27 protein-coding genes are annotated in these 25,882 nt (G+C 47.1%); all 27 read left to right on the top strand.

Annotated features, from left to right (window positions below):
• The first annotated feature begins 7 nt into the window (after positions 1–7).
• The 27 genes from mreC to BUR09_RS07775 all read left to right on the top strand — a co-directional run bounded on the left by mreC (position 8) and on the right by BUR09_RS07775 (position 25,867).
• Positions 8–844 carry a rod shape-determining protein MreC gene (gene mreC / locus BUR09_RS07905; RefSeq protein ID WP_245796713.1) on the top strand — a complete coding sequence of 279 codons (837 nt, stop codon included), beginning with the start codon at positions 8–10 and terminating at the stop codon, positions 842–844.
• 26 nt (positions 845–870) lie between these two features.
• On the top strand, positions 871–1,359 hold the full coding sequence (locus BUR09_RS07900; protein WP_074216387.1) for a hypothetical protein: 489 nt from the start codon (positions 871–873) through the stop codon (positions 1,357–1,359).
• Positions 1,343–3,139, top strand: a complete 1,797-nt coding sequence (gene mrdA, locus BUR09_RS07895) for a penicillin-binding protein 2 (protein ID WP_074216386.1) — start codon at positions 1,343–1,345, stop codon at positions 3,137–3,139. The genes BUR09_RS07900 and mrdA overlap by 17 nt, the downstream gene beginning before the upstream one ends.
• A complete protein-coding gene (rodA, locus tag BUR09_RS07890; RefSeq protein WP_074216385.1) occupies positions 3,136–4,251 on the top strand; it encodes a rod shape-determining protein RodA in 1,116 nt (371 codons plus the stop codon). The genes mrdA and rodA overlap by 4 nt, the downstream gene beginning before the upstream one ends.
• Before the next feature lie 54 nt (positions 4,252–4,305).
• The gene (locus tag BUR09_RS07885) at positions 4,306–4,665 is read left to right on the top strand and encodes a bactofilin family protein (protein ID WP_074216384.1); all 360 of its coding nucleotides are present in this window, start codon (positions 4,306–4,308) and stop codon (positions 4,663–4,665) included.
• A gap of 360 nt (positions 4,666–5,025) precedes the next feature.
• On the top strand, positions 5,026–5,442 hold the full coding sequence (locus tag BUR09_RS07880) for an ATP synthase F0 subunit B (protein ID WP_074216383.1): 417 nt from the start codon (positions 5,026–5,028) through the stop codon (positions 5,440–5,442).
• 28 nt (positions 5,443–5,470) lie between these two features.
• The gene (locus BUR09_RS07875; RefSeq protein WP_139296762.1) at positions 5,471–6,034 is read left to right on the top strand and encodes a F0F1 ATP synthase subunit B family protein; all 564 of its coding nucleotides are present in this window, start codon (positions 5,471–5,473) and stop codon (positions 6,032–6,034) included.
• Positions 6,031–6,582, top strand: coding sequence for an ATP synthase F1 subunit delta (atpH, locus tag BUR09_RS07870; RefSeq protein WP_074216382.1), 552 nt, complete (start codon positions 6,031–6,033; stop codon positions 6,580–6,582). The genes BUR09_RS07875 and atpH overlap by 4 nt, the downstream gene beginning before the upstream one ends.
• A 4-nt stretch (positions 6,583–6,586) precedes the next feature.
• Positions 6,587–8,095, top strand: coding sequence for a F0F1 ATP synthase subunit alpha (atpA, locus tag BUR09_RS07865; protein ID WP_074216381.1), 1,509 nt, complete (start codon positions 6,587–6,589; stop codon positions 8,093–8,095).
• Positions 8,096–8,111: 16 nt separating this feature from the next.
• Complete coding sequence (locus BUR09_RS07860; protein WP_074216380.1) at positions 8,112–8,996, top strand: F0F1 ATP synthase subunit gamma; 885 nt, start codon at positions 8,112–8,114, stop codon at positions 8,994–8,996.
• Between the two features lie 19 nt (positions 8,997–9,015).
• Positions 9,016–10,425 carry a F0F1 ATP synthase subunit beta gene (atpD, locus tag BUR09_RS07855; protein WP_074216379.1) on the top strand — a complete coding sequence of 470 codons (1,410 nt, stop codon included), beginning with the start codon at positions 9,016–9,018 and terminating at the stop codon, positions 10,423–10,425.
• Positions 10,426–10,445: 20 nt separating this feature from the next.
• Entirely contained in the window at positions 10,446–10,847 is a 402-nt protein-coding gene (locus tag BUR09_RS07850) for a F0F1 ATP synthase subunit epsilon (protein WP_074216378.1), read from the top strand.
• Positions 10,848–11,085: 238 nt separating this feature from the next.
• Positions 11,086–12,459, top strand: a complete 1,374-nt coding sequence (gene glmU / locus BUR09_RS07845; RefSeq protein ID WP_074216377.1) for a bifunctional UDP-N-acetylglucosamine diphosphorylase/glucosamine-1-phosphate N-acetyltransferase GlmU — start codon at positions 11,086–11,088, stop codon at positions 12,457–12,459.
• A gap of 37 nt (positions 12,460–12,496) precedes the next feature.
• Positions 12,497–12,733: a cell division protein ZapB gene (locus tag BUR09_RS07840; RefSeq protein WP_074216376.1), complete on the top strand. Its 237-nt coding sequence runs from the start codon at positions 12,497–12,499 to the stop codon at positions 12,731–12,733.
• Positions 12,734–12,739: 6 nt separating this feature from the next.
• The gene (gene zapA, locus BUR09_RS07835; protein WP_074216375.1) at positions 12,740–13,027 is read left to right on the top strand and encodes a cell division protein ZapA; all 288 of its coding nucleotides are present in this window, start codon (positions 12,740–12,742) and stop codon (positions 13,025–13,027) included.
• Positions 13,028–13,198: 171 nt separating this feature from the next.
• Positions 13,199–14,758 (top strand): ribonuclease Y, encoded by a 1,560-nt coding sequence (rny, locus tag BUR09_RS07830; protein ID WP_074216374.1) that lies wholly within the window; start codon positions 13,199–13,201, stop codon positions 14,756–14,758.
• Between the two features lie 192 nt (positions 14,759–14,950).
• Positions 14,951–15,835 carry a LytR/AlgR family response regulator transcription factor gene (locus tag BUR09_RS07825; protein WP_074216373.1) on the top strand — a complete coding sequence of 295 codons (885 nt, stop codon included), beginning with the start codon at positions 14,951–14,953 and terminating at the stop codon, positions 15,833–15,835.
• A 1-nt stretch (position 15,836) separates the two neighbouring features.
• Positions 15,837–17,810, top strand: coding sequence for an acetate--CoA ligase (gene acs, locus BUR09_RS07820; protein WP_074216372.1), 1,974 nt, complete (start codon positions 15,837–15,839; stop codon positions 17,808–17,810).
• A gap of 79 nt (positions 17,811–17,889) precedes the next feature.
• Positions 17,890–18,564: a phosphoribosylglycinamide formyltransferase gene (purN, locus tag BUR09_RS07815; protein ID WP_074216371.1), complete on the top strand. Its 675-nt coding sequence runs from the start codon at positions 17,890–17,892 to the stop codon at positions 18,562–18,564.
• Between the two features lie 3 nt (positions 18,565–18,567).
• Positions 18,568–19,539, top strand: coding sequence for a LysR family transcriptional regulator (locus BUR09_RS07810; protein WP_074216370.1), 972 nt, complete (start codon positions 18,568–18,570; stop codon positions 19,537–19,539).
• Between the two features lie 12 nt (positions 19,540–19,551).
• Entirely contained in the window at positions 19,552–20,130 is a 579-nt protein-coding gene (gene amrA / locus BUR09_RS07805; RefSeq protein ID WP_074216369.1) for an AmmeMemoRadiSam system protein A, read from the top strand.
• A gap of 157 nt (positions 20,131–20,287) precedes the next feature.
• Positions 20,288–21,427, top strand: coding sequence for an MFS transporter (locus BUR09_RS07800; protein WP_074216368.1), 1,140 nt, complete (start codon positions 20,288–20,290; stop codon positions 21,425–21,427).
• 78 nt (positions 21,428–21,505) lie between these two features.
• A complete protein-coding gene (locus tag BUR09_RS07795; RefSeq protein WP_074216367.1) occupies positions 21,506–21,991 on the top strand; it encodes a hypothetical protein in 486 nt (161 codons plus the stop codon).
• A gap of 272 nt (positions 21,992–22,263) precedes the next feature.
• A complete protein-coding gene (locus BUR09_RS07790; protein WP_074216366.1) occupies positions 22,264–23,085 on the top strand; it encodes a substrate-binding domain-containing protein in 822 nt (273 codons plus the stop codon).
• A 70-nt stretch (positions 23,086–23,155) separates the two neighbouring features.
• Positions 23,156–23,851, top strand: a complete 696-nt coding sequence (locus tag BUR09_RS07785) for an ABC transporter permease (RefSeq protein ID WP_074216365.1) — start codon at positions 23,156–23,158, stop codon at positions 23,849–23,851.
• A 2-nt stretch (positions 23,852–23,853) separates the two neighbouring features.
• On the top strand, positions 23,854–24,510 hold the full coding sequence (locus BUR09_RS07780) for an energy-coupling factor ABC transporter ATP-binding protein (protein ID WP_074216364.1): 657 nt from the start codon (positions 23,854–23,856) through the stop codon (positions 24,508–24,510).
• Between the two features lie 190 nt (positions 24,511–24,700).
• Positions 24,701–25,867, top strand: a complete 1,167-nt coding sequence (locus BUR09_RS07775; protein WP_074216363.1) for an iron-containing alcohol dehydrogenase — start codon at positions 24,701–24,703, stop codon at positions 25,865–25,867.
• The last annotated feature ends 15 nt before the right edge of the window (positions 25,868–25,882 follow it).

Raw genomic sequence — 25,882 nt, 5'->3', positions numbered from 1 at the left:
CCTGCTGTTGTTATCATGGAACATGCGTTCCGGTGCGGTAGACCGCTTTGCTGCCAACACAGGACTGGAATTTACAGGTGCTGTGTTGAAACCCGGCAAATGGGTAGTACACAATGCTACCGATCTGTGGAATCAATACATCTACCTGCAGGATGTACAGCAAGAGAATGTCCGGCTGCTGAAGCAAGTAGAAAAACTAAGTTTTGAACTTGCCGATGCCAGAGAAAATGTTGCCGAGTTAAAACGACTTAGGGCACTTATGAGCCTCTCTCCACCTCCTACGTGGAGCAGAGTAGCTGCCCGTGTGCTTTCTTACAGAATCGGAGTTCAGGCAGAACTGGACTCCATTATCCTTGATAAAGGCTACATAGATGGCGCTGGCAAAAATACACCTGTAGTTACCCACGAAGGTATTGTAGGCCGCATTGTTAAAGCCGGTCCTACCACCTCCTCTGCCCTACTGCTTACTGACCTTAACAGCCGCATCGCTGTTATCAGCAGTAACAACAGGACGCGAGGCCTGCTTGTGGGTTCTGGCTCCCGCGACGAGCTTCAACTTAAATATGTCCCTATCAACGCTCAGCTTGAAGAGGATGAATTGCTCGTAACGTCCGGCCTTGCAGGTGTATACCCTAAAGGATTGCCTATTGCCAAAATAGTATCCATCACGCATTCGGATATTTCGCTTTTTAAAACGGTAAAGGCTGTCCCGCTTGCCAGCCTAGGCAACCTTGAAGAAGTTATTTTGCTTCAGGCAACTCCTGTTACAGCAGAAGTTAAAGCCGAGCCTTTATCTGGAGAAACTGCTTCTTCGGAAAACGTAGAACAGAATGCAACTAACTAGCGCTGTTTTCACACGCGGACAGGGTTATGCGAAAAAGTAAGCGTCCCGTCTTTAAAAATATATTCTGGTGGCTCGGCTATACGATCGTTGCCATCTGGATGCAGTATGCAATCGCAGGTGTGGATTTTTTCATGCCTGCGGTTATCTGCTCTATGCAGGAAGAAAATCCCCGCCAAACTTTCTGGCTAATTACAATGTTCGCCCTCATTCAAGAAGGCACTGGGGCCATTGCCTTCGGCTCCTCTACATTATGGTATTGTTCCGCCCTCGTGCTCATGTACTACGGTCGATGGTTGTTCGATGCGAACAACTTCTTTTTCATCGTACTGGTATCGTGTGCTCTAGGAGTATGGAACGTAGGACTCACCTTGCTGATGGCAAACTTGCAATCATTCCAAGTTAACCTTCAATTACTTGTCGCCGACAGCTGCTTGCTAGCCGGCCTCATTCCTCTCGTCTGGTTTATTCTGTACTCACTACGGCAAGGATTCCTGCGTAATGTCAATGCAACTTGATCCGGATGGCTACCAACCACCTAAAACAGGATTATGGTTATTGCAGGGGCTTGTCTTTCTGCTTTTTCTCATATTTCTGCTCAGATTCTGGTATCTGCAAGTTCACCACGGCGATGACTTTGCCAAAAAGGCCCGTGACAACCGAATTCGTCAGGCACAGATATATGCTCCGCGCGGTCTACTACGCGCCCGTGGCGGTGAGCTGCTTGCAGAAAACCGCCCTGCATACGGTCTCGGCATCGTCCGTGAAGATGTAAAAGATACTGAGGCTACCCTTAAGCAGATCAGTTTATGGACAGGTGTACCTCTTGAAAATATTGAAAAAAGATACAAGAAAGGCCGCTGGCGCACTAAAGCATTCGAACCTCTATTGCTTGTCCCTACCATCGATTTTTCCCAGCTAGCTATCATTGAAGCTAATTCACTGGACTGGCCTGGACTGGCGGTTATGACCCGCCCTCAGCGCTACTACCCTGAGGGAGATCTCTTCGCCCATATTCTTGGCTATGTTTCAGAAGCAAACGAAAAAGAGCTGGAAGCAAATAAAGAATTAGACCTTGGCGATACCGTAGGTAAGCAAGGTCTTGAGCTCATCAAAGAAAATACCTTACGCGGTATAAAAGGTCTGCGCCAGATGGAAGTTGACATTTCCGGACGCGAATACAACTCGCAGACTCTGGAAGAGCCTTCCGCAGGCTCATCTGTCACCCTCTCCATTGATCTTGGCCTGCAACGTTTTGCAGCTAAGCAATTGGAAGGTCAGGCCGGCTGTATCGTTGTTATGGATCCAGAAACCGGTGAGCTCTATGCACTTGTTACCACCCCAAGCTTTGACCCGAATGCGTTCACTCGTGGACTAAGTCATAAGGAGTGGGCGGGACTACGTGACAACCCTAAGTTCCCGCTTCAAAACAGGGTTATTCAATCCGTTTACCCTCCAGCTTCAATCTGGAAACTGCTTATGGCAGGGTTATATCTCGAGGAAGGTATTGACCCGAATGAAAGCATTAAATGTAACGGAAAATACAAATTAGGGAACCATACATTCCGTTGCTGGAAAAAATGGGGACACGGCCCTCAAAATATGACCGAAGCGCTCGTGCATTCTTGTGACGTCTACTTCTATGAAATCGGACAACGCATCGGTATCGACAAAATTGAAGCCTTTGCACGCGAGAACGGTTTTGGAGTAAAAACCGGAATTGACCTGCCGCACGAACGTTCGGGACTTGTTCCTTCCAAAGCATGGAAGCGTAAGCGTTTCAAACAGCCATGGCAGGGTGGCGAAACTGTAATTACATCCATCGGTCAGGGTTTTACCCTAGTCACACCTGTCCAGATTGCTGTATTCATATCTTCACTGCTTAATGAAAACGGTGAGTTACTTAAACCAAACCTGTTCAAGGATGCTCCAAAAACAATTCAGGGCACATCTTCTATGACCCGAGAACAGCGTAATTTTATTCTTAAAGCAATGCAGGAAACCGTTGAAGCCAAACGCGGCACAGCACGTATTCTACGCACAAAAAAAGCTATTGTTGGCGGTAAGACCGGTACCGCACAGGTTATGAAGTTAAAAATTGATGCCAACGATAACCGCTTGAAAAACGAAGACCTTGAATACTGGCAGCGAGACCACGCATGGATGGCCGCTTGGGCAAAGTACAACGGTAAAAAATATGTAGTTGTTACTATGGTTGAACACGGCGGCGGTGGCTCCTCCACTGCAGGGCCTATTATTCGTGATATCCTGAATTACATATACGAGCACAACAAATGATTGCATTTGACAGACGCTTACTCACCCATATGAACTGGGGGTTGCTTCTTATAACAATCCTCCTGTTCGGCATTGGCGTATTGAACCTCTACTCTGCAAGTGCGTTTATGTCTCAAGAAGGTATGGCCGTTACTGCCTACTACCAGAAACAACTTGTCTGGGGTTTCATAGGGCTGGGTGTCCTCATTCTGTCCATGCTTATTGACTATCGTCACTTAAAAAGTCTGGCGTGGCCTATCTTTATTGTAACCATTATTGCACTCGCGCTGGTCCCCGTTGCCGGTAAAACCATCTATGGTGCACGCCGCTGGCTTGATCTCGGCTTCTTTAACTTTCAGCCGAGTGAACTTGCCAAGATTTCAACTATCATCATCACGGCACGACTTCTCTCCCGCTCCGCACATCCGCTGGACTGGAAAGAACTTTTTATAATGCTCGGTATCTGCTCCATTCCAGCTGCTCTCATTTTGACTCAGCCGGACCTTGGAACAACACTGAACATGCTGCTTAACGTAGGTGGAATCATCTTGTTCCGTGGACTTACACGCCGTGTTTTTAAAACATGCGCGGTTGTAATCCCATCTCTCATACCTTTGGGCTGGCTATGCATGTTGGATTACCAACGGCAACGAGTGCTCACATTCCTCAACCCGGGGGATGACCCTCTGGGAGCTGGTTACCAGATTATCCAATCTCAAATTGCTATCGGTTCCGGTCAACTTACAGGAAAAGGCTTCCTTGGTGGCACACAGTCACAGTTGCGTTTTTTACCGGAAAAGCATACGGATTTTGCTATTGCTGTTTTCGGGGAAGAATGGGGATTCATTGGCTGTCTTTTGCTTTTATCTCTATTCTGTCTCTTCTTGCTGGCTATATTTACCACCAGCAGAGATGCTAAAGACCGTTTCGGTTCTTTTTTATCCGCCGGCGTTTTCTTTTACTTCTTCTGGCAATTCCTCATCAACATGGGAATGGTAATGGGACTTATGCCGGTAGTTGGCATTCCACTACCTTTTATCAGCTACGGCGGCAGTGCTACGGTGGTAAACCTCTGCCTCATCGGTCTAGTACTAAATGTCTCTATGCGACGTTTTGTTTTCAAAACAGATTAACCTGTTATACGATTTTTTTGATACGCGACGTGCGTGAGTAGAAAGGAGTCTCCAATGGCTAAAGACGAAATCAACGCCTTTTTAGGTTCTGGCACCATTTACGAAGGTAAGCTGAACTTTCAGGGGTCTGTACGCATCGACGGCAATTTTACCGGCGAAGTGTTTTCCGAAGGCACTCTGGTTGTTGGTAAAGATGCCAAAATGAAAGGCCAGATCCGTGTAAGCCAAATGATCCTGTCCGGACATATTACTGGCGAAGTTTACGCCACAGACCGCGTTGTACTGCACAAAACTGCCAATCTCGTAGGCACACTTCACACCCCTGCTCTTGTCATGGAAGAAGGCGCTAAAATAGAAGGTCAAATCTCCATGAACGGTAACACTGAAGCCATGGTTGCCGAACCAGCAGCATAACCTCCGACCACTCTTTAATTTTTGTAAAAAAAACCGCCGAAAGGCGGTTTTTTGTTTACGGTTACATTTTATAAATAAAATTCTCCCACAACTTTTTACAACCATTAAATATTTCTTTCTTCCACCTTGTGCAATAATGCGCGTCCACGTAACTCATCAAAGTCACATAGTTAGGCAGATAAACCCCCACCGCCGGTGAATTACATTTTTCGTCAATGCACGATTATCAAGTGTTCCCGAGCGACTGTTTAACTACACAGTAACCCTTTTTTTTAAAAAAGGTTTTGACACAACATAGTGAATCAGCTAATTCGGAAACGACTTTGAGCTTAAATTCACAACCTCACCAAGGGAGCAGGCATGATCGATTTGGATATTACGTTACTTATCCAATTGGTGAACTTCCTCATCGTGCTGGTTGGCTTGAACGCACTCCTGATCCGCCCCATCCGGGAGATTATCAAGCAACGCCAGGACAAGATGTTAGGGCTGCTTGGCGACGCCGAACAGTTCGTCGAAGCCTCTGACTCCAAAATCAAGAACTACGAGAACGCTCTTACTGAAGCGCGTAAAGCAGCAGTTGCTGAACGCGAAAAAGTAAAAGAGGCCGCTCTCGCTCAGGAAGCAGACATTGTAGCCAAGGCAACCGCAGACGCCCAGGCATCTATTGCTGCATCCAGAGAAAAAGTCGCTACCGATGTAGCAGCAGCAATGGGTACTCTGAAAGGGCAAGTGGGCGCTCTTGCAGAACAAACCATGGCTAAAGTGCTCGGATAGCCGCGAAAGCGTTGAAGGAGGGTTCGCTTTGAACAAGCTGAGAACTATAGTCGGTGCATCGACGCTGGTACTGCTTATGGCAGGCACTGCGTTCGCGCAATCCGACGGACATGGCTTACCGTGGGATAACTTCGCTTACCGCGTAATTACCCTCGCAGTCGTACTCGGCGTCATCTGGTATGCAGCTGGAAGCAAGATTAAATCCTTCTTTAAAGGCCGTTCAACCGGCATTGAAGAAGAGTTGATTTCTCTTGAATCCCGCAAAGCAGATGCAAAAGCCAAGCTAGCTGAAGTAGAGCAGCGAATTGCCAACATGGATGCAGAAGCCCAGAGCATCCTTGATGAATACCGTAAACAGGGTGAAGCAGCTCGTGCTGCTATCATTGAGCGTGCTGAAAAGTCCGCTGTCCAGATTACGGAACAGGCAGGCAAAGCTGCAGAAAACGAAGTAAAGCAGGCAATGGAGCAGATGCGTGAAGAAATGGCAGACCTTGTTGCTGAAGCTGCTGAGCAGATGATTGCTAAGAAGCTCGACAAGAAAGGCCATGAGGCACTCATCGATAAATACTTAACTAAGGTGGTGCTCAGTTGACCGGTAACATCATAGCACGCAGATATGCCAGGGCGCTTTTCTCCCTAGGCAAGAAAGCTGGTTCTGAAGAACTGAAAGCTTTCGGCAAGGAGCTTGATGCACTGGCTGGAGTGATCAAGAGCACACCTGAGCTTGGCAAAATATTCCGGAATCCAATCATCTCTATCGATGAAAAAAAAGCAGTTTTAGCTTCTTTATTGGATAAAGGACAGGTTAGCGCTATTGTCCGCAACTTCTGCAATTTGCTTGCGGACAAAGATCGTCTTTCCACCATTCCGGAAATTCAAGCCTTTTACAATGTTCTGCTTGATGCCGACCAGGGTGTTGTTCGCGGTGAACTTATTACCGCAATCAAACTTCCAAAGGCCAAGTGCGATAAAGTAAAATCCCAATTGGAAAAACAGGCTGGCCAGAAGCTGTTCCTGTCTTTCAGCACAGACAAATCCATTCTTGGTGGCGTAGTTCTGAAAGTAGGAGACAAGGTACTCGATGCTAGCCTTAGAGCACAGCTGGGTATCTTGAAAGAAAACATCAAGAGGGGTGAGTAGGGCCATGCAGATTAAAGCAGAAGAAATCTCCCAAATTATTGAAAGCCAGATCGAGAATTACGAGCAGCGCGTAGAAATGAGCGAAACCGGTACCGTACTGTACGTAGGTGACGGTATTGCTCGTGTATACGGTGTTCGTAACGCTATGGCCATGGAGCTGCTGGAATTCCCAGGCGGCCTTATGGGCATGGTTCTTAACCTCGAAGAAGACAACGTTGGTGTTGCTCTTCTTGGCGACGACACAGGCGTTAAAGAAGGCGATCCAGTAAAACGTACTGGTCAGATCTTCTCCGTACCAGTTGGTGACGCAGTTATGGGTCGCGTATTGAACCCACTGGGTCAGCCACTTGACGGCCTTGGACCAGTAGAAGCTGAAGAGGTTCGTCCTGTTGAGCTTAAAGCTCCTGGTATCATCGCACGTAAATCCGTTCACGAGCCAATGCCTACCGGTATTAAAGCTATTGACGCAATGACCCCAGTAGGTCGTGGTCAGCGTGAACTGGTTATCGGCGACCGTCAGGTTGGTAAAACCGCTGTTTGTCTCGATGCTATTATTGCACAGAAAAACACTGATATTCACTGCTTCTACGTAGCAATCGGTCAGAAAAAATCTACCGTTGCTCTTGTAGCAGATACCCTTAAGAAGCACGGCGCGATGGAATACACCACCATCATCTCCGCTACCGCTTCTGAACCGGCACCACTGCAGTTCATTGCTGCATACACCGGTTGTACCATGGCTGAGCACTACCGTGACAATGGTAAACACGCACTCATCATTTACGATGACCTTTCCAAACAGGCTACTGCGTACCGCCAGATGTCTCTCCTGCTCCGTCGCCCTCCAGGACGTGAAGCGTTCCCAGGTGACGTATTCTACCTGCACTCCAGACTCCTTGAACGTGCAGCTAAAGTAAACGACGATCTCGGTGCTGGTTCCATGACTGCTCTGCCAATCATTGAAACTCAGGCCGGTGACGTATCTGCATACATTCCTACCAACGTAATTTCCATTACTGACGGTCAGGTATACCTTGAGCCAAACCTCTTCAACGCCGGTATCCGTCCTGCGATTAACGTAGGTCTTTCCGTATCCCGAGTTGGTGGTGCTGCTCAGATTAAAGCTATGAAGCAGGTTGCAGGTACCATGCGTCTTGATCTTGCTCAGTACCGTGAACTCGCAGCATTTGCTCAGTTCGGTTCTGACCTTGATAAAGCAACACAGGCTAAACTGAACCGCGGTGCCCGTCTCGTTGAGCTGCTCAAACAGCCTCAGTACGAGCCAATGGAATTCTGCGATCAGGTTGCTTCTATGTATGCTGCTACTCGTGGCTTCATGGATGACGTTGAGGTTGAACAGATTCGTGCTTTCGAAGCCGGTTTGCTTGACTTCCTTCGTACTTCCAAGTCCGACATTCTTGCTGACCTCAAAGATCGTGAAGTAATTGACGATAACATTGAAGGTCGCCTGAAAGCCGCTATTGACGAGTTCAAAAAAAGCTTTAGCGCTTAAGGATTGGAGGTAGTTTATGCCTTCATTGAAAGATGTCCAACTACAGATTGCCGGGGTAAAGAAAACCAAGCAGATTACAAAAGCAATGAACATGGTTGCTTCTGCAAAACTGCGTGGTGCCCAGTCTCGCATCGAACGCTTCCGCCCTTATGCGGAGAAATTCTACGAGATGTTGGGTGATCTTGCCAGCAAGGCAGATGAAAATGCGCATCCACTGCTTGAAGTCCGCGAGGAAATCAAGACTTGTGCGATCGTACTTGCAACTTCCGACCGCGGACTCTGCGGCAGCTTTAACGCCGGCCTTATCTCTAAGGCTGAAAAGCTTGCCAAAGCAAAAGCTGCGGAAGGTAAAGAAGTTAAATTCTACTGCATTGGTAAAAAAGGACGTGATTTTGCCCAGAAATCCGAGTTTGACCTTGTAAAAGGCTATCCGGATTCCATGGGTAACTTTGACTTCTCCCTTGCCAGTGAGCTTGGAACAGAAGTTATTCACGCATACCTCAGCGGTGAATTTGATGAAGTTGTACTCATTTACGGCGAATTCGTAAGCATGGCTAAACAGGTACCTGTTGAACAGCAGATCCTGCCTATGTCCTCTGATGCAGCACCTGAGGTTGAAGAAGATACCACAGGCGTCAAAAAAGAGTTCATTTACGAACCAGCTGTAGAAGGTCTTCTTGCAGAGCTTCTGCCCCGCTTTATTAAGGTCCAGATTTACCGTGGTCTGCTTGATACTTCTGCATCTGAGCATGCAGCACGTATGGCAGCTATGGATAACGCCACAAAGAACTGTGACGAAATGGTTGATAACCTGACACTTATCTTTAACAAGACCCGTCAGGCCGCCATTACCAGTGACCTCATGGATATTGTCGGTGGCGCTGAAGCGCTGAAAGGATAAGTAAGGGAGCGAATAAGCTATGGCTAACGTAGGTAAAATCGTTCAGGTTATCGGCGCGGTTGTTGATATCGAATTTGCCGATGGCAACCTGCCGAATATTCTGAATGCTGTTAAAATTGATAACCCGAATAACACCGACGCCCCTGTGCTCATCTGTGAAGTTGCACAGCACCTTGGCGACAACGTAGTTCGTACCATCGCGATGGACGCTACTGAAGGTCTTGTTCGTGGTATGGAAGTAACCGATACTGGCGCAGCTATTACTGTACCAGTTGGTGATGCTTCCCTTGGCCGCATCATGAACGTTGTTGGTGTACCAGTGGATGAAATGGGTCCTATTGACGCTAAAAAGCGTATGCCTATTCACCGCCCTGCTCCGGATTTCACCGAGCAGGACACTAACGTTGAAGTTCTTGAAACCGGCATTAAAGTTGTAGACCTTCTCATTCCATTCCCTAAGGGTGGTAAAATGGGTCTCTTCGGTGGTGCGGGTGTAGGTAAGACCGTTATTCTCATGGAAATGATTAACAACATCGCTAAGCAGCACGGTGGTATTTCCGTATTCGCTGGTGTTGGTGAGCGTACCCGTGAAGGTAACGACCTTTACCATGAAATGAAAGACGCGGGCGTTCTTGAGAAAGCTGCCCTCGTTTACGGTCAGATGAACGAACCTCCGGGAGCACGTGCACGTGTTGCGCTTACTGCTCTCACCTGTGCGGAATACTACCGTGATGAAGAGAACCAGGACGTGCTTCTCTTCGTTGACAACATCTTCCGCTTTACTCAGGCTGGTTCCGAAGTATCTGCGCTCCTCGGTCGTATGCCATCTGCGGTAGGTTACCAGCCTACTCTCGGTACTGACCTTGGTGGCCTTCAGGAACGTATTACATCCACAACCAAAGGTTCTATTACCTCTGTTCAGGCTGTATACGTACCTGCTGATGACTTGACTGACCCTGCTCCAGCTACCACATTCTCTCACCTTGACGGTACTCTCGTACTTTCCCGTCAGATTGCGGAACTTGGTATTTACCCAGCGGTAGACCCGCTTGACTCTACCTCCCGTATTCTTGACCCTAACGTTGTAGGTGAAGAACACTATGCTATCGCTCGTGAAGTGCAGATGATCCTCCAGAAGTACAAAGACCTTCAGGACATCATCGCTATTCTCGGTATGGACGAACTCTCTGATGATGACCAGCTCGTTGTAGCACGTGCTCGTCGTATTCAGCGTTTCCTCTCCCAGCCGTTCCACGTAGCGGAAGTATTTACCGGTACCCCTGGTGAATATGTTAAACTTGAAGACACCATCAAAGGCTTCCGTGGCATTCTTGATGGTGACTACGACCACATGGCCGAGAACGACTTCTACATGGTCGGCGGCATCGAAATGGCTATCGAGAAGTACAACCAGGGTCAGCAGGCTTAATCCAGAAAAGGAGCTGACTTATGGAAAATACACTTCGTCTCGAGATTGTTACGCCAGATCGGCTCGTACTTAGCGAAGATGTGGACTACGTAGGCGCACCTGGTTTCGACGGTGAGTTTGGTATCCTTCCAAATCACATCCCGTTCCTTGCTGCCCTGCAGGTTGGCCCTCTGCACTACAACGCTGATGGACAGACACGTTACGTGTTTATCTCCGGTGGGTTTGCAGAGATCTCCGACAACAAGGTAACCGTCCTTGCTGAGGCTGCTGAGCGCGCTGAAGATATCGATATCGATCGTGCGCGTCAGGCTAAAGAGCGTGCAGAACAGCGTATGTCCATGGAAATGGACAATGTTGACTACGCTCGTGCACGAGCAGCTCTTGCTCGAGCACTTCACCGCCTCAAACTGCTTGAATCTTAATAAGATTCAGACAATCGCAATATAAAAAGCAGGCTGTTTTCGAACAGCCTGCTTTTTTATTTTTTAACGATTTCAGTCCCCTGCCCTGTCCCCTCCCTCCCTTCAACTCCCGTCCTGTGCTCTCTTACGTATTTTCTTATAAGCATCTATTATAGGTTTCTACTAGACAAGCCCCCGTTCCCACACGTAGTACATATGCGTTAGAAGTACTTGTTACCATGTTATCTCAGGAGTGATAATGTCTGCCAGAGAAACAATCGGAGCACTTGTGCTTGCCGCGGGTAAAGGAACCCGTATGCACTCTGACAAGCCTAAGGTTCTTCAAGAGCTTTTAGGCGCACCAATGCTCCGTTACGTATATACAGCGTTAGATCCTCTTTTCGGGGAAGGCATCTGGACTGTTATCGGTCATAAGTCTGAAATGATCGAACAGGCATTTGCAAACGAAAATAGAAACTTTATTCATCAAACCGAACAGCTCGGTACAGGACACGCATTACAGACAGCTTGGGACGAACTTATAGAGTCCGGCCTTTCCCACGTGCTTGTCATTAACGGTGACACACCGTTATTACCGCAGCCACGTCTCATCAATTTTTTAAAAGAGTCTTTAGCCAGTAACGCTGATATTGGCTTCATGACCCTTACCCTCCCGCAACCTGGCTCGTTCGGCCGCGTTGTGCGTCATCTTGGCGATGTAGCAGCTATTATCGAAGCAAAAGACTACGATGAAAGCTTACATGGTCCGGAACCCCGTGAGATCAATGCAGGCATTTACCTGCTTAAAATCGCAAGTGTTGCCCCGCTTCTCAAACGCCTCAGCAACGAGAACAAAAGCGGCGAATACTATATCACCGACCTCGTAGGATTTGCTGTTGAACAACAAATGACTGTTGTCGGCGTTGACTGTGGAAACGATCCACATCTTCTCGGCATCAATAATCCTGCAGAGCTTGTCCGTTCAGAATCCCTGCTCCGCGCCAACCTTGTTATGGAATGGCTTGAACAAGGTGTCACCATCCATGCACCGGAATACGTCCGTCTTGGGCCAATGGTTACTCTTGAACCCGGTGCAGTCTTGCATGGTCCGTGCGAACTCTACGGTACAACACACGTTTCACGCGGTGCAGAAATTTATTCTAACACTTGGATTAAAGATTCCAATTTAGCGGAAGGATGTGTTATTCATCCATTTAGCCACCTTGAAGGTGCAACCGTGGGAAAAAACTGCTCTGCAGGTCCTTACGCACGCCTTCGTCCAGGTGCTGTCATGGAACAGGGTTCCAAAGTCGGTAACTTTGTTGAAATGAAAAAATCCGTATTAGGAGAAGGCTCCAAAGCAAATCACTTCACTTATCTTGGGGATGCTGAAGTGGGCACAGGTGTTAACATTGGCGCAGGTACTATTACCTGTAACTACGACGGTGTTAACAAGCACAAAACAACCATTGAAGATGGTGCCTTTATCGGCTCTAACACCTCTCTGGTTGCCCCTGTTTGCGTAGGGCAAAATGCACTTATTGGCGCAGGCTCCGTTATAACTAAAGATATTCCTGAAAACTCTATTGCTATTGCTCGCGCTAGGCAAAAGAACTTGCCTAAAAAACGCTAGTATTGATTTCTCGTACCAAAAAGGATAGTTAAAGCTTATGGAACTTATAGACCGTTTAGAACAAAGACTGGAATCTCTTCTTGAAGAAATTGAAACCCTTAAGAACGAAAACATTCAGCTTAAAGAAGAAGTTGAAGTAAGCCTTTCTGTGCTTGAAGAAGAGAACCGTTCATTAAAGGAAGAATTGGAACAAGAACGTTCCACGAAAGAAGCAGTTATGGGTCGTATCGACGGTCTGCTGTCTAAACTTTCAACCTCTTCAGACTCAATGTAGTACATTATGCGCAGCTTCAACCTGAAGATACTCGGCACTGAAGTCTCTTTCAAATCGGAAGCAGACCACGACACTGTCGAACGAGCAAAAGTGCTCGTAGAAGATCGCTATAATGCGCTCTACAGTCCGGGTATGCCTATAAGCAAGGAAAAGTTGCTCACCTTCCTTCTTTTAGGACTTGCTGATGATTATTTGCAAACAGCAGATAAGCTGCATGCGCTTGAAGAGCGATTAGAACGACTAACAACGAAAGTGGAAAGCTGCGCAGATAATAACGCAGCACCGCAGGAATAATCTGTCTAACTTTTGCATATGTTCCTGCTCATAGTACGCAATACTGTATTATTGTAATGCAGTCAGTCGGGGCTTTTTTCCACTTTCACTTTATATATAAAGGCACAGTTGTGCTCTAAACTTGTACATCTCAGATTCACCAAATCTGTGTGTAATAACGGGAGAAAAGGTATGAGTCTGATCTCATTCGGGCTCGTCCTTGTAGGTGCTATCATTGGAGCTGGTTCCGGATACGCACTGCATAAAGTTGTTTCCTCTAAGCGAATGGGTGACGCAAAGGAACTTTCCACACGCATCATTGAAGAAGCTCGCAAGGAAGCACAGGCTCAAAAGAAAGAAATCATTCTTCAGGGTCAGGACGAGATTTACAAACAAAAACGCGAAATTGAGCGTGAATTTAAAGACCGTGAAAATGAAACAAAAACTCGCGACCGTAAAATTCAGGAACTCAGTGAACGCGTAGAACGCAAACGCGAACAGGCTAACCAGAAAGAGCAGGAACTGCTTTCACTGGAAAAAGACCTCACTCGTAAAGAGCGTAAGCTTGAAGATAAAATTACCCTGCTTGATTCCAAACTGGATGAGCAGGAATTGAAATTACAAGAAGTATCTGGCCTCACCATTGAAGAAGCAAAAGAACGCCTCTTCAATGAAGTGGAAGCACGCACCAAGCATGAAGCCGCTAAAATGATCCGCCAGATCGAAATGGAAGCAAAAGAGACTGCAAACCGCAAATCTCAGCACATCATTGCTACTGCTATCCAGCGCTACGCAGGTGACTACGTAGGTGAACAGACCGTTACCGCTGTAACCTTGCCAAGCGAAGACATGAAAGGACGCATCATTGGCCGTGAAGGGCGCAACATCCGCGCTATCGAAGCAGCCACCGGTGTTGACCTCATCATCGACGATACCCCTGAAACTGTAATCCTTTCTGCTTACAGCCCGCTGCGTCGTCAGATTGCCAAAATGGCACTTGAACGTCTCATCAGCGATGGCCGTATCCACCCTGCACGCATCGAAGATGTTGTTCGCAAGGTTGAACAGGAACTGGAAGTACAGCTTCGTGAAGTAGGTGAACAGGCTACATTTGATGCTGGCGTTCACGGTATCCACCCAGAGCTTATCAAGTTCCTCGGTCAGCTTAAATACCGCACAAGTTTCTCTCAGAACGTGCTGCAGCACTCTCTGGAAGTTTCTTCCCTCTGTGGCATGATGGCTGCTGAGCTTGGCCTTGATGTTAAAAAGGCTAAACGTGCAGGTCTGCTGCACGACCTTGGTAAAGCTGTTGACCATGAAGTTGAGGGCCCGCACGCACTCATCGGTGCTGATCTGGCTAAAAAATACGGCGAAGCTAAAGATATTATACACGCAATTGCAGCGCACCATGAAGATACTCCGCCGACCACTGCTCTTGCTGTTCTCGTTCAGGCCGCGGACTCCCTGTCCGGCGCCCGTCCAGGTGCTCGTAAAGAACTCCTTGAGAACTACGTAAAACGCCTTGAAGAACTTGAAGGCATTGCAACAGCATTTGACGGCGTAGCTAAAGCATACGCTATTCAGGCTGGTCGAGAAATCCGTGTTATGGTTAACTCCGATAACGTTGATGACGACTCCACCTACCTGCTCTGCAAAGAGATTGCTGATAAGATTGAAAACAATCTTACCTACCCGGGTCAGATTCGCGTAACCGTAATCCGCGAACGCCGCGCAGTAGGCTTTGCAAAATAGCAAGACGCTCTCTAGAGTACGTAAAAAAGACCGCACATTGTGTGGTCTTTTTTTATGCGCTACATAAATACGAGATTAACTGTTCAACCAGAGAAGAATGAGTTTCCCTTCACATGAAGCTATTGAGTATGTAGTATTGAATCAGTCAGTTATATATTCATTTTTTCAGTTTTCTAATCACGGTTGCCAACTATGTTACCAACACTTCTTGTTCATCCGGATCCAGAAATCCGCACACAGCTCAGAAAATTTTTCGAGCCAGTTGATTTTGTGCGAATAGTGGGCGAGGCCGTGCATGTAGACGAGGCACTTGAACTGCTTAGTGCCATTGAATATGCAGTTCTTGTTGTGGCAGTTTCCATACAAGAACCACGAGACGGCTTTGAACTCACGCGGCGCCTCCGCGGACGCACCAAACAACCTGCTCTTATTTTTCTGGCAGACAATGAGGACGACGCTTTTACAGCGTTTGAACTCGATGCCACAGATTATCTCATTTTTCCTTGTACACAAGAACGGTTTGCGCGTTCTGTTTCGCGTCTTGAGCAATTCAGGATGCACTTCAACCTCGCGCAGGAACCATCCACACAATGGCAGGAACCAACTGTCCGTGACTCTTCCGACGATATGCAGGAAGAACCGGAACAAACACTGCAACTTCCTTTAGAAGAGGAAGAGCAGGACCAGTTCCTCCACGCGTTACGACAGGCATGGGAGCTTACAGAAAAATTCCGCCCCGCAGAGATCGAAAAACTTGCTATCACCTCTGGCGGACGCACTATGCTGTTGCCGTACAACGAGATTATCTTTATTGAAGCCAGCGAAGACTACACCTATGTCCACACCGCTTCAGGAAAACACCTAACCTCGTACAGGTTGAAAATCCTTGAAGCCAGACTGCGCCCGCACAACTTTTTCCGTGCGCATCGTAAGTTCCTTGTGAATCTTGATATGGTTACAGAAATCGCATCACTTCCCGGCTCTAACTTTATGCTGAGAACAGCCGGACGTACTCGCATTGAAATTCCTATCAGCCGCAGGCGGTTAGGCGAACTCAAACAAGTTTTGGGGCTATAGCATGACAGACAACACACAACCTACATCTAACGGCACTATTGAATCTCTTTTAACGGAACAACGTGTCTTCCGTCCTCTGCCGCGTGTTATTGCAGACTCTGCTGTAAACCCTGCTGATCTCAAACATGCCCACCACAAAGCTAACGTTAATAGCTTGGCCTACTGGGAAGATGCCGCAGAACGACTTCAATGGTACCGACGCTGGGACACCGTTCTTAACGAGACGGATGCCCCCTTCTACAAATGGTTTTACGGTGCTCGCTGTAACATAGTTCACAATGCCCTCGACAGGCATATAACCTCCCCTAACCGCAACAAACTTGCGCTTATCTGGGAAGGTGAACCGGGCGATACCAGACGACTCACATACTTTGAGCTTTACAGGGAAGTTAACAAGTGCGCCAACGCACTACGCGAACTTGGTGTAACTAGAGGTGACAGAGTAGTCATCTATCTTCCATCCCTGCCGGAGACCGTTATATCCATGCTGGCGGCAGCTAAAATCGGCGCAATTCATAGTGTCGTATTCGCTGGATTCTCTGCCAATGCTCTCGCGGAGCGTATTGAAGATGCAAAACCAAAAATCATCATTACGGTTGATGCCTTCTACCGTAACGGTCGAATTCTCTCGCTTAAGCCGCTTGTCGATGAAGCACTGAAACAGGTTGAACACTCTGTAGACCACACCATTGTTGTGCACCGCACTCATGTAACAGTAGACATGGATACAGAAAAAGATTTGTGGTGGCATGATATTATGCGCGGCAAATCCTACGAAGCCATAACAGAAACTATGGATGCAACCGACCCGTTGTTCATGCTCTACACTTCCGGCACAACAGATAAGCCCAAGGGTGTTGTCCATTCCCATGGCGGCTATATGGTCGGGGTTCATCACACCTTCACTCAGGTTTTTGACAACAACGCTACCGATATTTTTTGGTGTACTGCTGACGTAGGTTGGATTACAGGACACTCGTACGTGGTCTACGGTCCCCTCATGGCAGGGACCACTACCTTTATTTATGAAGGGCATCAGCTATATCCGGAAGCAGGAAGATTATGGTCTGTAGTTGAACGCTGGGGTATTTCCGTACTCTATACAGTGCCGACACTTATCCGTATGCTTATGCGCTTTGGTGAGAAATACGCCCTACGTCATGATTTAAGTACACTTCGCCTGCTCGGCACTGTCGGTGAACCAATTTCACCGGAAGCATGGGTCTGGTTTCATAAGCACATCGGCAAAGGGAAATGCCCGTTGCTGGATACATGGTGGCAAACTGAAACCGGAATGATCATGATTTCCCCGTACCCGATTTCTATACTCAAACCGGGGTCTGTAGCTCGACCGTTACCTGGAATTGATGTTGATATCATTGATGATGATGGTAACACAGTGCCAACAGGAAAAGGTGGATATCTGGTCATCAAAAAACCTTGGCCAGCTATGATTACGACTCTTTTCAATGACGATGAGGCCTACAAGGATATATACTGGTCGCGATTCCCCGGATGTTACTGCTCCGGAGATATTGCCCGAAAGGACGAGGACGGATACATCTGGCTGCAAGGTCGCGCTGATGATGTAATATTGATCTCAGGACACCGCATCGGAACAGCTGAATTTGAAGCTGCGTTTGCCACACATCCGCTTGTGGCAGAGTGTGCCGTCATCGGTATTCCCGACACCATTCGAGGTGAAGTGGCAAAAGCTTTTGTCGTACTTAAGGAAGATACAGACACGCTGTACCTTATGGACGAAGAAGAGGAAACAGAACAGCAACTCATTGACCATGTCCGTGCTGAACTCGGCTCAATTGCTGTTGTTGGTTCCATAGAAATTCGTGACACCCTGCCGCGTAACCGTAGTGGTAAAATCATGCGCAGACTACTACGCGCAGAGGCCACCGGAGGTGACCGTGGAGATACCAGTACATTAGAAGAAGACCCGTTCTGGGCAACAATCAAATAGGACCGTTGCACCGTGCAATCTGTCCGGCATTGTTGTCCGCCCAGTTGAACGTGGTGCATTATTATTTTTCGGAGATAACATGGCATTAAAAATAGCAGTACTTGCGTCCGGTTCCGGCTCAAACTTACAATCTATTATTGATGCCGTAGAACGCGGTTCGCTGGAAGCAGATATCCGTCTGGTTCTATGCAACCGCAGCGATGCCTTTGCGCTTGAACGCGCAAAAAAAGCAGGAATACCAACAGCTACCATTCTTCATGCAGGCTACGAAAACAGAGAAGCATTTGATGCGGCTATGATCGAGCAACTTCAAGCTGCTGGTGCTGATCTTATCGTACTTGCTGGTTTTATGCGTCTACTGACTCCTTTGTTCATTCAAACATTTTCAGGACGCATTATTAACATCCATCCTGCCCTGCTTCCTTCCTTCAAAGGAGCACATGGCATTGCAGATGCTGTTGATTACGGTGTAAAGCTGGCAGGATGCACTGTACATTTCGTAGATGAAATTATGGACAATGGTGCTATTATTGCTCAAGCAGTGGTTCCATTTTCTTCTGAAGAGTCAGCAGAGATTGTGCAGAAGCGTGTTCTTTCATTTGAGCACCGCATTTACCCGCAAGTCTTACAGTGGATTGCTACCGGACGTGTAACCCAAGACGGACGTAAAGTTTTTGTGCAGGATACAGGCTTACCTAAGGTAGTGCCTGACGGCAGCTTTATTGTTTCACCTCAATTAGAAGATGGATTTTAGGGAATGAAAATAGGGCGAGTTAATCTAGCTTCAGTAAACCTTAACCTGCTTGTTGCGCTAAAAGCGTTGCTGGATGAAGGCAACGTTACCCGCGCAGCAAGTCGTTTAAACATTACGCAAAGTGGTATGAGTAAAAACCTGCGACACCTACGGGAACTCTTTGATGACCCGCTTCTGGTTCGTAGCGGCAACCATTTTGCCCTCACTGAACGTGCTGTGGAACTTAGCCAGAATCTAGAACGCATTCTTGGTGAAGTAACAGAATTACTCGACCGCAGCAGCTTTGATCCGGCAGAATGTACTCGCACATTTACATTCGCCACATCTGACTATGTGGCCGAATATATCTTCCCCACCGTTTTGGAAAGCTACCGAAAAGTTGCTCCTAACATTTCCATCAATCTAGAAATTGCGGATGAAACCTCTATCAGTAAGCTATCGAACGGTTCATACGATCTGATTACATCCATGCTGGATTCCCAGTATCAGGGGCTGCATCACCTTGTTATCGGCCGCGATCAATTCGCCTGCTGCATGCGCAAGGATCATCCACTAATGCGACGTGGTGGCGGACTTTCCCTCAATGAATACTGTACACTCGAGCACGCTGCCATTACTGGCGGTGGGGACAAAGTTCATATTATTGATGCTGAACTGGCTAAAATCGGCAAGCGTCGTACAATACGATTTTCTGCCACACTGTTTACGACAGTCTGTAAAGTTGTAAGTAACTCTGATATGATTGCGACAATGCCAAGCCATATTGCAAGCAACCTTGCCCCCGAATTCGGCCTATCATGGTGCGCACTACCTTTCTATATTGAGTCCTTCGACTATACTATTGCATGGCATGAACGACAGCATCATGATGCCTCACATATATGGTTCCGCAATATGATGCAGCAGCTTATTCAATCCAGCCTATACAGTCATATGGCACAGGAAGCACCGAGTGACATATTGTGCGTGCTATAAATGGAGAAGAGTATGAGCAACGAAAAAAACGACGTCCGTAGTCTTTCCCTGTCAACAGCAGATAAAAACTACCTGAAAAATCTCGTACAGTGGAGCATTACCACGTACTTTGAAGGTGCTCGTCCTCTTGAAGAAAAAGCCGTTCCGAAGCCGGATAACCCTGCGCTTACAGAAGAGCTTGGCGCTTTTGTCACGCTGAAAAAAAGTGGTGCACTTCGCGGCTGCATCGGCAATGTCGTCGGAAAGGGACCACTATATATCACCGTAGCCCGCATGGCTCGCGCCGCTGCATTTGAAGACCCTCGTTTTCCGCCGGTCTCAGAATCTGAATTTGCTGATCTTTCAGTAGAAATCTCTATCATGGGACCAATCAGCATCTGTCCGGACACTGACCTTATTAAAATAGGCAGGCACGGACTCATTATGCAGTACGGATCATACTCCGGCCTGCTCCTTCCTCAGGTTCCTAAAGAATTGCATTGGGACCGTAAAACATTTCTAGAGCAAACTTGCGTAAAAGCAGGGCTCAAACCCGACATGTGGCAGCATCCGGAGACAAAAATCCTCTGGTTTGAAGCCTACGTATTTTAATCCACACTCAAACAACCATCTTTAATCCATACACTTTCATAAAGTGTATGGATAATCCTGCTTGCTTGGACAAACAATATCTTGCATGATCGTGCCGCGCACATGGGTGTGCGTATTATCCTTCACATATATTGCACGACATTCTGGAGAGCCTACCATGTCCGACGCAGATCGCCGCCGAATGTATATTTTTCTGCTTGTTATGACCATTGCTGTTGCAACTGGTTTTCAAGCGTGGCGCACCCTCTACAACAACTTTGCAGTTGATATTGTAGGACTGACAGGCCAACAGATCGGTATCATTCAATCCGTTCGCGAAATTCCGGGTTTTCTCGCCCTGCTTGTCATCTACATTCTGCTCTTTATTGCAGAGCACCGCCTTGCCCCTATCTCTATAGCCATTCTTGGACTTGGAGTAGGACTGACAGGCTCGCTGCCTACATATCACGGAATGATCATCACAACGCTCATTATGAGCTTCGGTTTCCACTATTATGAGACAATAAACCAGTCACTTATACTCCAATATTTTGATTTGAAAAAAGCTCCTGTCATCATGGGTAGACTCAGAGCTATGGGCTCTGCAACCAACCTTATTGTAGGTGGCGCTATCTTCCTGTTGAGCATGGCGTTAAACTTCCAGCAGCTTTTTTGGCTATTCGGTATCATTGTTATTCTCGCAGCCTTCTGGTGTTTAACGCAAAACCCAACATCAGCTAACGTACATCCGCAGCACAAAAAAATGATTCTGCGCTGGCGTTACTGGCTGTTCTATCTTCTTAACTTTTTTGCGGGAGCACGCAGACAAATTTTTGTGGCATTTGCAGTTTTCCTTATGGTGGATAAATTCCAATTCACCATTCAAGAAATCACCCTGCTCTTCATTGCCAACAACGTCATCAACTGGTGGCTTTCACCTGCTATTGGCCGTGCCGTTAACAAGTTCGGTGAACGCAAGGTACTTTCCTTGGAATATGCAGCCATGATTGTAGTCTTTATTTCATACGCCTATGTTGAATCTAAGATGCTCGTAGCACTTCTATATGTGCTGGATCATATTTTCTTCAACTTCTCCTTGGCGATTAAATCCTACTTCCAAAAGATTGCAGACCCATCCGACATTGCGCCTTCCATGGCAGTCAGCTTTACAATTAACCACATTGCAGCAGTCGTTGTTCCGGCTCTTGGCGGCATGCTCTGGATGGTCGACTACAAAATTCCGTTCCTTGCGGCGGCAGGACTAGCAGGGGTTTCTCTTACATTAGTCCAACTTATCCGCACACCGGACAATAGATAACACTTAACTCACTGACATCGCTCACAGTACGTGCTATGTAAAGTCACATACGTAACGAAATGACATAAGGAGAACCAAGTGAAACGATTACTCTGCTTCGTACTCATTTGTATTACATTTACGGTACTCACTGCATTTGCAGAAGCTGCACCAAAAACAACCAAGGCAACGCAATCTGCCCAACCTAAAGCAGATAAACCTGCTGTTATCACTTCCCGCACAACTCCTATCTTTATTGAACAGAAAGGGGCGGACAATCTGGGCTCCATGCTGGCTTTTGAACTCAAAAGCACCTGTAATACTACAAGTCTCTTTAAAATGACCGGTGATGACGTACCGAAAATCACTGTCATGCTCACAACAATGTCAGAGTTTACTGACCGCCCAACAATCGGCTCAGTATACAGCATTGTGTGGGTCTTTTCCGAAAACGCTAATAACCTGAAGTACTATCTTGCTCAGGATACCGGCATCGTAACAGCAGAGAACGTTACCATGCTCGCAACCTCCATTGCGAACAAAACAGACCAAATTGCTCTGCAGTACGGATACTTATTTGAATAACGCTCCGACGTAAGCAGTTGTTTCACCCAAAAAGAGGACAGTGAAAAAAAATCACTGTCCTCTTTTATTGTTACTATTAGTCATCCTTAGTTATCTATTTCAGCAGTATATAATTATATATAATTAATTCAGGTAGTAAAACCAGTACGTTTTTACAATGTGTCATTTTATACGCAGGTATTTTTGGTTTCCTTTAGTCGAAAAATATGGTTACACCTCTTTTTGTTCCTAATCAGGACTAAAAATAACTTAAAATGACGATGGAGCTTGTAATGAAAAAATTTGCTGCCTTACTTCTCGCATTAGCCCTGCTTGTACCAGCAATGGCACAGGCAAAAGATAAAGTTCTTATGATGGCTACCACCACCAGTACCGACAACACCGGTCTGCTTGATGAACTTATGCCAGAATTCACTAAAGATACCGGCATCGACATCCGCTGGACTGCTATCGGCACCGGTAAAGCTCTTGCTATGGGCCGAAACTGCGACGTTGATGTTCTGCTCGTACACGCTCCTGGTGCAGAAAAGAAATTTGTAAAAGAAGGCCATGGCGTTGACCGTACCCAGCTTATGTACAATGACTTTGTTATCGTAGGTCCAGCTGCTGATCCTGCACACGTTAAAGGTATGCATGTAGAAGAAGCACTGAAAGCAATTGCAAAAGCAAAAGCTCCTTTCGCTTCTCGCGGTGACAACTCCGGTACCAACAAAAAAGAAATCTCTCTCTGGAAAGCTGCAGGGATGGCTGTTCCTGACAAAGCAGACTGGTACATGCAGCTTGGTCAGGGTATGCTCAAAACCCTGAACGCAGCAGCTCAGAAAGGTGCTTACACCATGACTGACCGTGGTACCTGGATCAAGTACATGGACGTAAACAAAGGTAAGACACCGTTGAAAATCGTAGTAGAAGGCGATAAAGTACTCTTTAACCAGTACAGTGCTATTGCTATCAACCCTGCTGTTTGCCCTAAGGCAAAGGTAGAGTTTGCTAACGAATTCATCGCATGGATGGCTTCTCCTAAAGCACAGAAAGCAATCGGCGACTTCCGTCTTCTCGGCAAACAGCTCTTTACCCCTAACGCAGGTAAGTAATTTGCTTTTGTAAAAATAGACTTTGCTGGGGTGGCTTTTGCCACCCCATTTTTTTTGGCAAGGAGATTACATGGGTTTCATTTACGAAGGCTTGCTGAAAGCTTTTCAACTTCTCTTCGACGGCAATCCTGAGACATGGTCTGCCGTATACATCACACTCTGCGTATCATCCCTTTCTATTTTCTTTACCATCCTGATCGGGGCACCACTCGGTTTTATACTCGGATACTGCCGCTTTAAAGGACGCGATACCTTACGGATGACTACCGACACCCTGCTCTCCTTTCCCACCGTAGTTATCGGTCTGCTTGTATACTCGCTGGTATCTCGACAAGGCCCGCTGGGTGACTACGGGTTACTCTTTACCCTTCCCGGGATTGCTATCGGGCAAGTGATGCTCGGTATGCCGATTGTTGTAGCAATGGTCGCAAATGCTGTAGAAAATGCAGACGCCGGCATGAAAGAAACTTTGCTTACCCTCGGTGCAGATAAATTGCAGGTACTACGTGCAACCTTATGGGAAACCCGCTACCACCTTATGCTCGCCGGTGTCGCAGCCTACGGACGCATCGTATCAGAAATTGGCATATCCATGATGGTCGGCGGCAACATCAAATGGCACACACGCACCATCACAACCGCCATTGCGCTGGAAACCGGTAAAGGTGAGTTTGCAATGGGCATTGCCCTTGGTGTGGTTCTGCTTATTATCGCGTTTGGTGTTAACTTCAGTGTCGCCAAACTCAAACGTCGTGCGGGGCAATAATCATGTCGCTTTATCAACTTTCGAACATCGTACAAACCTACGGCGGCAGGACAGTTCTCACTATTGATTCCCTTACGCTGGAATCTGGTACCATTACAGGCATCATCGGTCCTAACGGTAGCGGCAAGTCAACGCTCATGCGTATGCTTGCGTTTCTGGAAGCACCGAAAAGTGGAACTCTCCTATTTAGAGACGCCGAAGCCTCAATTACAGACACTTCACTACGTCGGGAAGTTACACTGCTCACTCAGCAGCCTTATTTGCTAAAGCGAACCGTTAAAGAAAATGTTGAGTACGGTCTACGCGTGCGCGGCATGTCTAATATTACCGACATGGCAGCCACAGCACTGGAGGAAGTCGGTCTTTCACCAGAGACTTTTCTCAACCGCAACTGGTTTGAACTTTCCGGTGGCGAGGCACAAAGAGTAGCTCTTGCAGCACGCCTTGCTATCAACCCAAGCGTACTTCTTATGGACGAACCGACGTCATCCCTAGATGAAGAATCTACTGAGCGTATTCGAAATGCAGCAATACGTGCAAAAGCAGAACGCAATACAAGTCTAGTTATTGTTTCACACGACAGAGAATGGTTAACATCTGTATCTGACAGAACTATACTTATTCGTAACGGAAAAATAGAGTCTGCACATATAAGTTAGCTACATCTGCACTCACGCAACTGTATTTACACCTTAACAATGCGCCATCACATTAGCATAATACAGGAGCACTATATTTCTCTGCTCTTTCACGAGTTCTACGCCACAACACTTGTCGTTATTCCAGTTACTCGCTATAGTTAACACTGCATTAATCTGCGCAGTAACATTTTTTTATCAGGTGATTAACATGGATGCTTTTACTTATAGTGCCCCTACTCAGGTAATTTTTGGTCAGGACGCTGTCGATCTTATCGGCTGGCATATTGTAAAAGAGGCGTCTTCCGTCCTTCTCGTTCTCGGCGGCGGATCTGCACGTAACAACGGTGCCTATGAGGCTACCATCCGTTCGTTGCAGGAAGCAGGCGTAGACTGGACTGAATTTTGGGGAATTAAACCAAACCCGTCACTTGATCAGATTGAAGCAGGCATCAACATTGCTCGCAAAGCCAGTGTAGGAGCTGTACTCGGTGTTGGTGGCGGTAGCGTTATTGATGCTGCAAAAGCCATCGCTGCCGGTGTATATCTTGATGATTACTGGGAACGCGTTGAGTCTCGCAAAACTGTAGAGCGTTCTTTACCTGTATACACAGTTGTTACGTTGTCCGGAACCGGTTCTGAAATGAATGGTAAAGCCGTTATCACTAACGAACGGATGCAAAAAAAATGGAGCCTTGGTGGACATTGCATGATCCCTAAAGTGACCGCAATCGACCCGCTCTATCAAGTTCAGACCCCATGGAAAATCACCGCAGGCAGTGGAATTGATGCAATGACACACATCATGGAAAACTACTTCCGTGGTCGCATTGCAGATAAGCGTACCGGATATTTCAATGAGGAAACAACCCTGAACATCTGTGAAGGGCTGCTCATTTCTCTCATCAACTCCCTGCACTCCCTGCACCACGATCCTTCCAATTATGAAGCTCGTGCCAACCTTGCCTGGGCTTCCTGCTTAAGCCTCAACGGTCTTACAGGATGCGGCTTGTCCGGTGGGGACTGGACTTCCCATGCACTTGAACATGCATTGAGCGGACGCTTCCCGCATATTCCACATGGTGAAGGCCTTGCCGTCATCTTCCCTTCATGGATGCAACAGGTATGTGCAAAAGCACCAGAAATTTTCAATCGTTTTGCAGCAACAGTATGGGGACAGGACACTATTCAGGGTGGCATTGATGCAACCCGCGCAGCGTTCTCAAGTTGGGGCGCACCATCCCGTCTTTCCGGCTGGGGTGTAACCGAAGAAGACGTGCCTCACCTTGTCGATAGTGCATTCGCGTATCGAGACCTTGGACGAATTGCTCCACTCAGCAAAGACGATGTAGCTGAAATCTTTATGCGTATACTGTAACCATCCACTCTCTAA

Source organism: Halodesulfovibrio marinisediminis DSM 17456 (genome assembly GCF_900129975.1).
Taxonomy (GTDB): Bacteria; Desulfobacterota; Desulfovibrionia; order Desulfovibrionales; family Desulfovibrionaceae; genus Halodesulfovibrio; species Halodesulfovibrio marinisediminis.
This window is presented reverse-complemented; position numbering and strand designations above follow the sequence as displayed.

Coding starts and splice junctions, on each gene's coding strand:
- BUR09_RS07900 (WP_074216387.1), top strand. CDS start 871: ATGCGAAAAAGTAAGCGTCCCGTCTTTAAAAATATATTCTGGTGGCTC.
- mrdA (WP_074216386.1), top strand. CDS start 1,343: ATGTCAATGCAACTTGATCCGGATGGCTACCAACCACCTAAAACAGGA.
- rodA (WP_074216385.1), top strand. CDS start 3,136: ATGATTGCATTTGACAGACGCTTACTCACCCATATGAACTGGGGGTTG.
- BUR09_RS07885 (WP_074216384.1), top strand. CDS start 4,306: ATGGCTAAAGACGAAATCAACGCCTTTTTAGGTTCTGGCACCATTTAC.
- BUR09_RS07880 (WP_074216383.1), top strand. CDS start 5,026: ATGATCGATTTGGATATTACGTTACTTATCCAATTGGTGAACTTCCTC.
- atpA (WP_074216381.1), top strand. CDS start 6,587: ATGCAGATTAAAGCAGAAGAAATCTCCCAAATTATTGAAAGCCAGATC.
- BUR09_RS07860 (WP_074216380.1), top strand. CDS start 8,112: ATGCCTTCATTGAAAGATGTCCAACTACAGATTGCCGGGGTAAAGAAA.
- atpD (WP_074216379.1), top strand. CDS start 9,016: ATGGCTAACGTAGGTAAAATCGTTCAGGTTATCGGCGCGGTTGTTGAT.
- BUR09_RS07850 (WP_074216378.1), top strand. CDS start 10,446: ATGGAAAATACACTTCGTCTCGAGATTGTTACGCCAGATCGGCTCGTA.
- glmU (WP_074216377.1), top strand. CDS start 11,086: ATGTCTGCCAGAGAAACAATCGGAGCACTTGTGCTTGCCGCGGGTAAA.
- BUR09_RS07840 (WP_074216376.1), top strand. CDS start 12,497: ATGGAACTTATAGACCGTTTAGAACAAAGACTGGAATCTCTTCTTGAA.
- zapA (WP_074216375.1), top strand. CDS start 12,740: ATGCGCAGCTTCAACCTGAAGATACTCGGCACTGAAGTCTCTTTCAAA.
- rny (WP_074216374.1), top strand. CDS start 13,199: ATGAGTCTGATCTCATTCGGGCTCGTCCTTGTAGGTGCTATCATTGGA.
- BUR09_RS07825 (WP_074216373.1), top strand. CDS start 14,951: ATGTTACCAACACTTCTTGTTCATCCGGATCCAGAAATCCGCACACAG.
- acs (WP_074216372.1), top strand. CDS start 15,837: ATGACAGACAACACACAACCTACATCTAACGGCACTATTGAATCTCTT.
- purN (WP_074216371.1), top strand. CDS start 17,890: ATGGCATTAAAAATAGCAGTACTTGCGTCCGGTTCCGGCTCAAACTTA.
- BUR09_RS07810 (WP_074216370.1), top strand. CDS start 18,568: ATGAAAATAGGGCGAGTTAATCTAGCTTCAGTAAACCTTAACCTGCTT.
- amrA (WP_074216369.1), top strand. CDS start 19,552: ATGAGCAACGAAAAAAACGACGTCCGTAGTCTTTCCCTGTCAACAGCA.
- BUR09_RS07800 (WP_074216368.1), top strand. CDS start 20,288: ATGTCCGACGCAGATCGCCGCCGAATGTATATTTTTCTGCTTGTTATG.
- BUR09_RS07790 (WP_074216366.1), top strand. CDS start 22,264: ATGAAAAAATTTGCTGCCTTACTTCTCGCATTAGCCCTGCTTGTACCA.
- BUR09_RS07785 (WP_074216365.1), top strand. CDS start 23,156: ATGGGTTTCATTTACGAAGGCTTGCTGAAAGCTTTTCAACTTCTCTTC.
- BUR09_RS07780 (WP_074216364.1), top strand. CDS start 23,854: ATGTCGCTTTATCAACTTTCGAACATCGTACAAACCTACGGCGGCAGG.
- BUR09_RS07775 (WP_074216363.1), top strand. CDS start 24,701: ATGGATGCTTTTACTTATAGTGCCCCTACTCAGGTAATTTTTGGTCAG.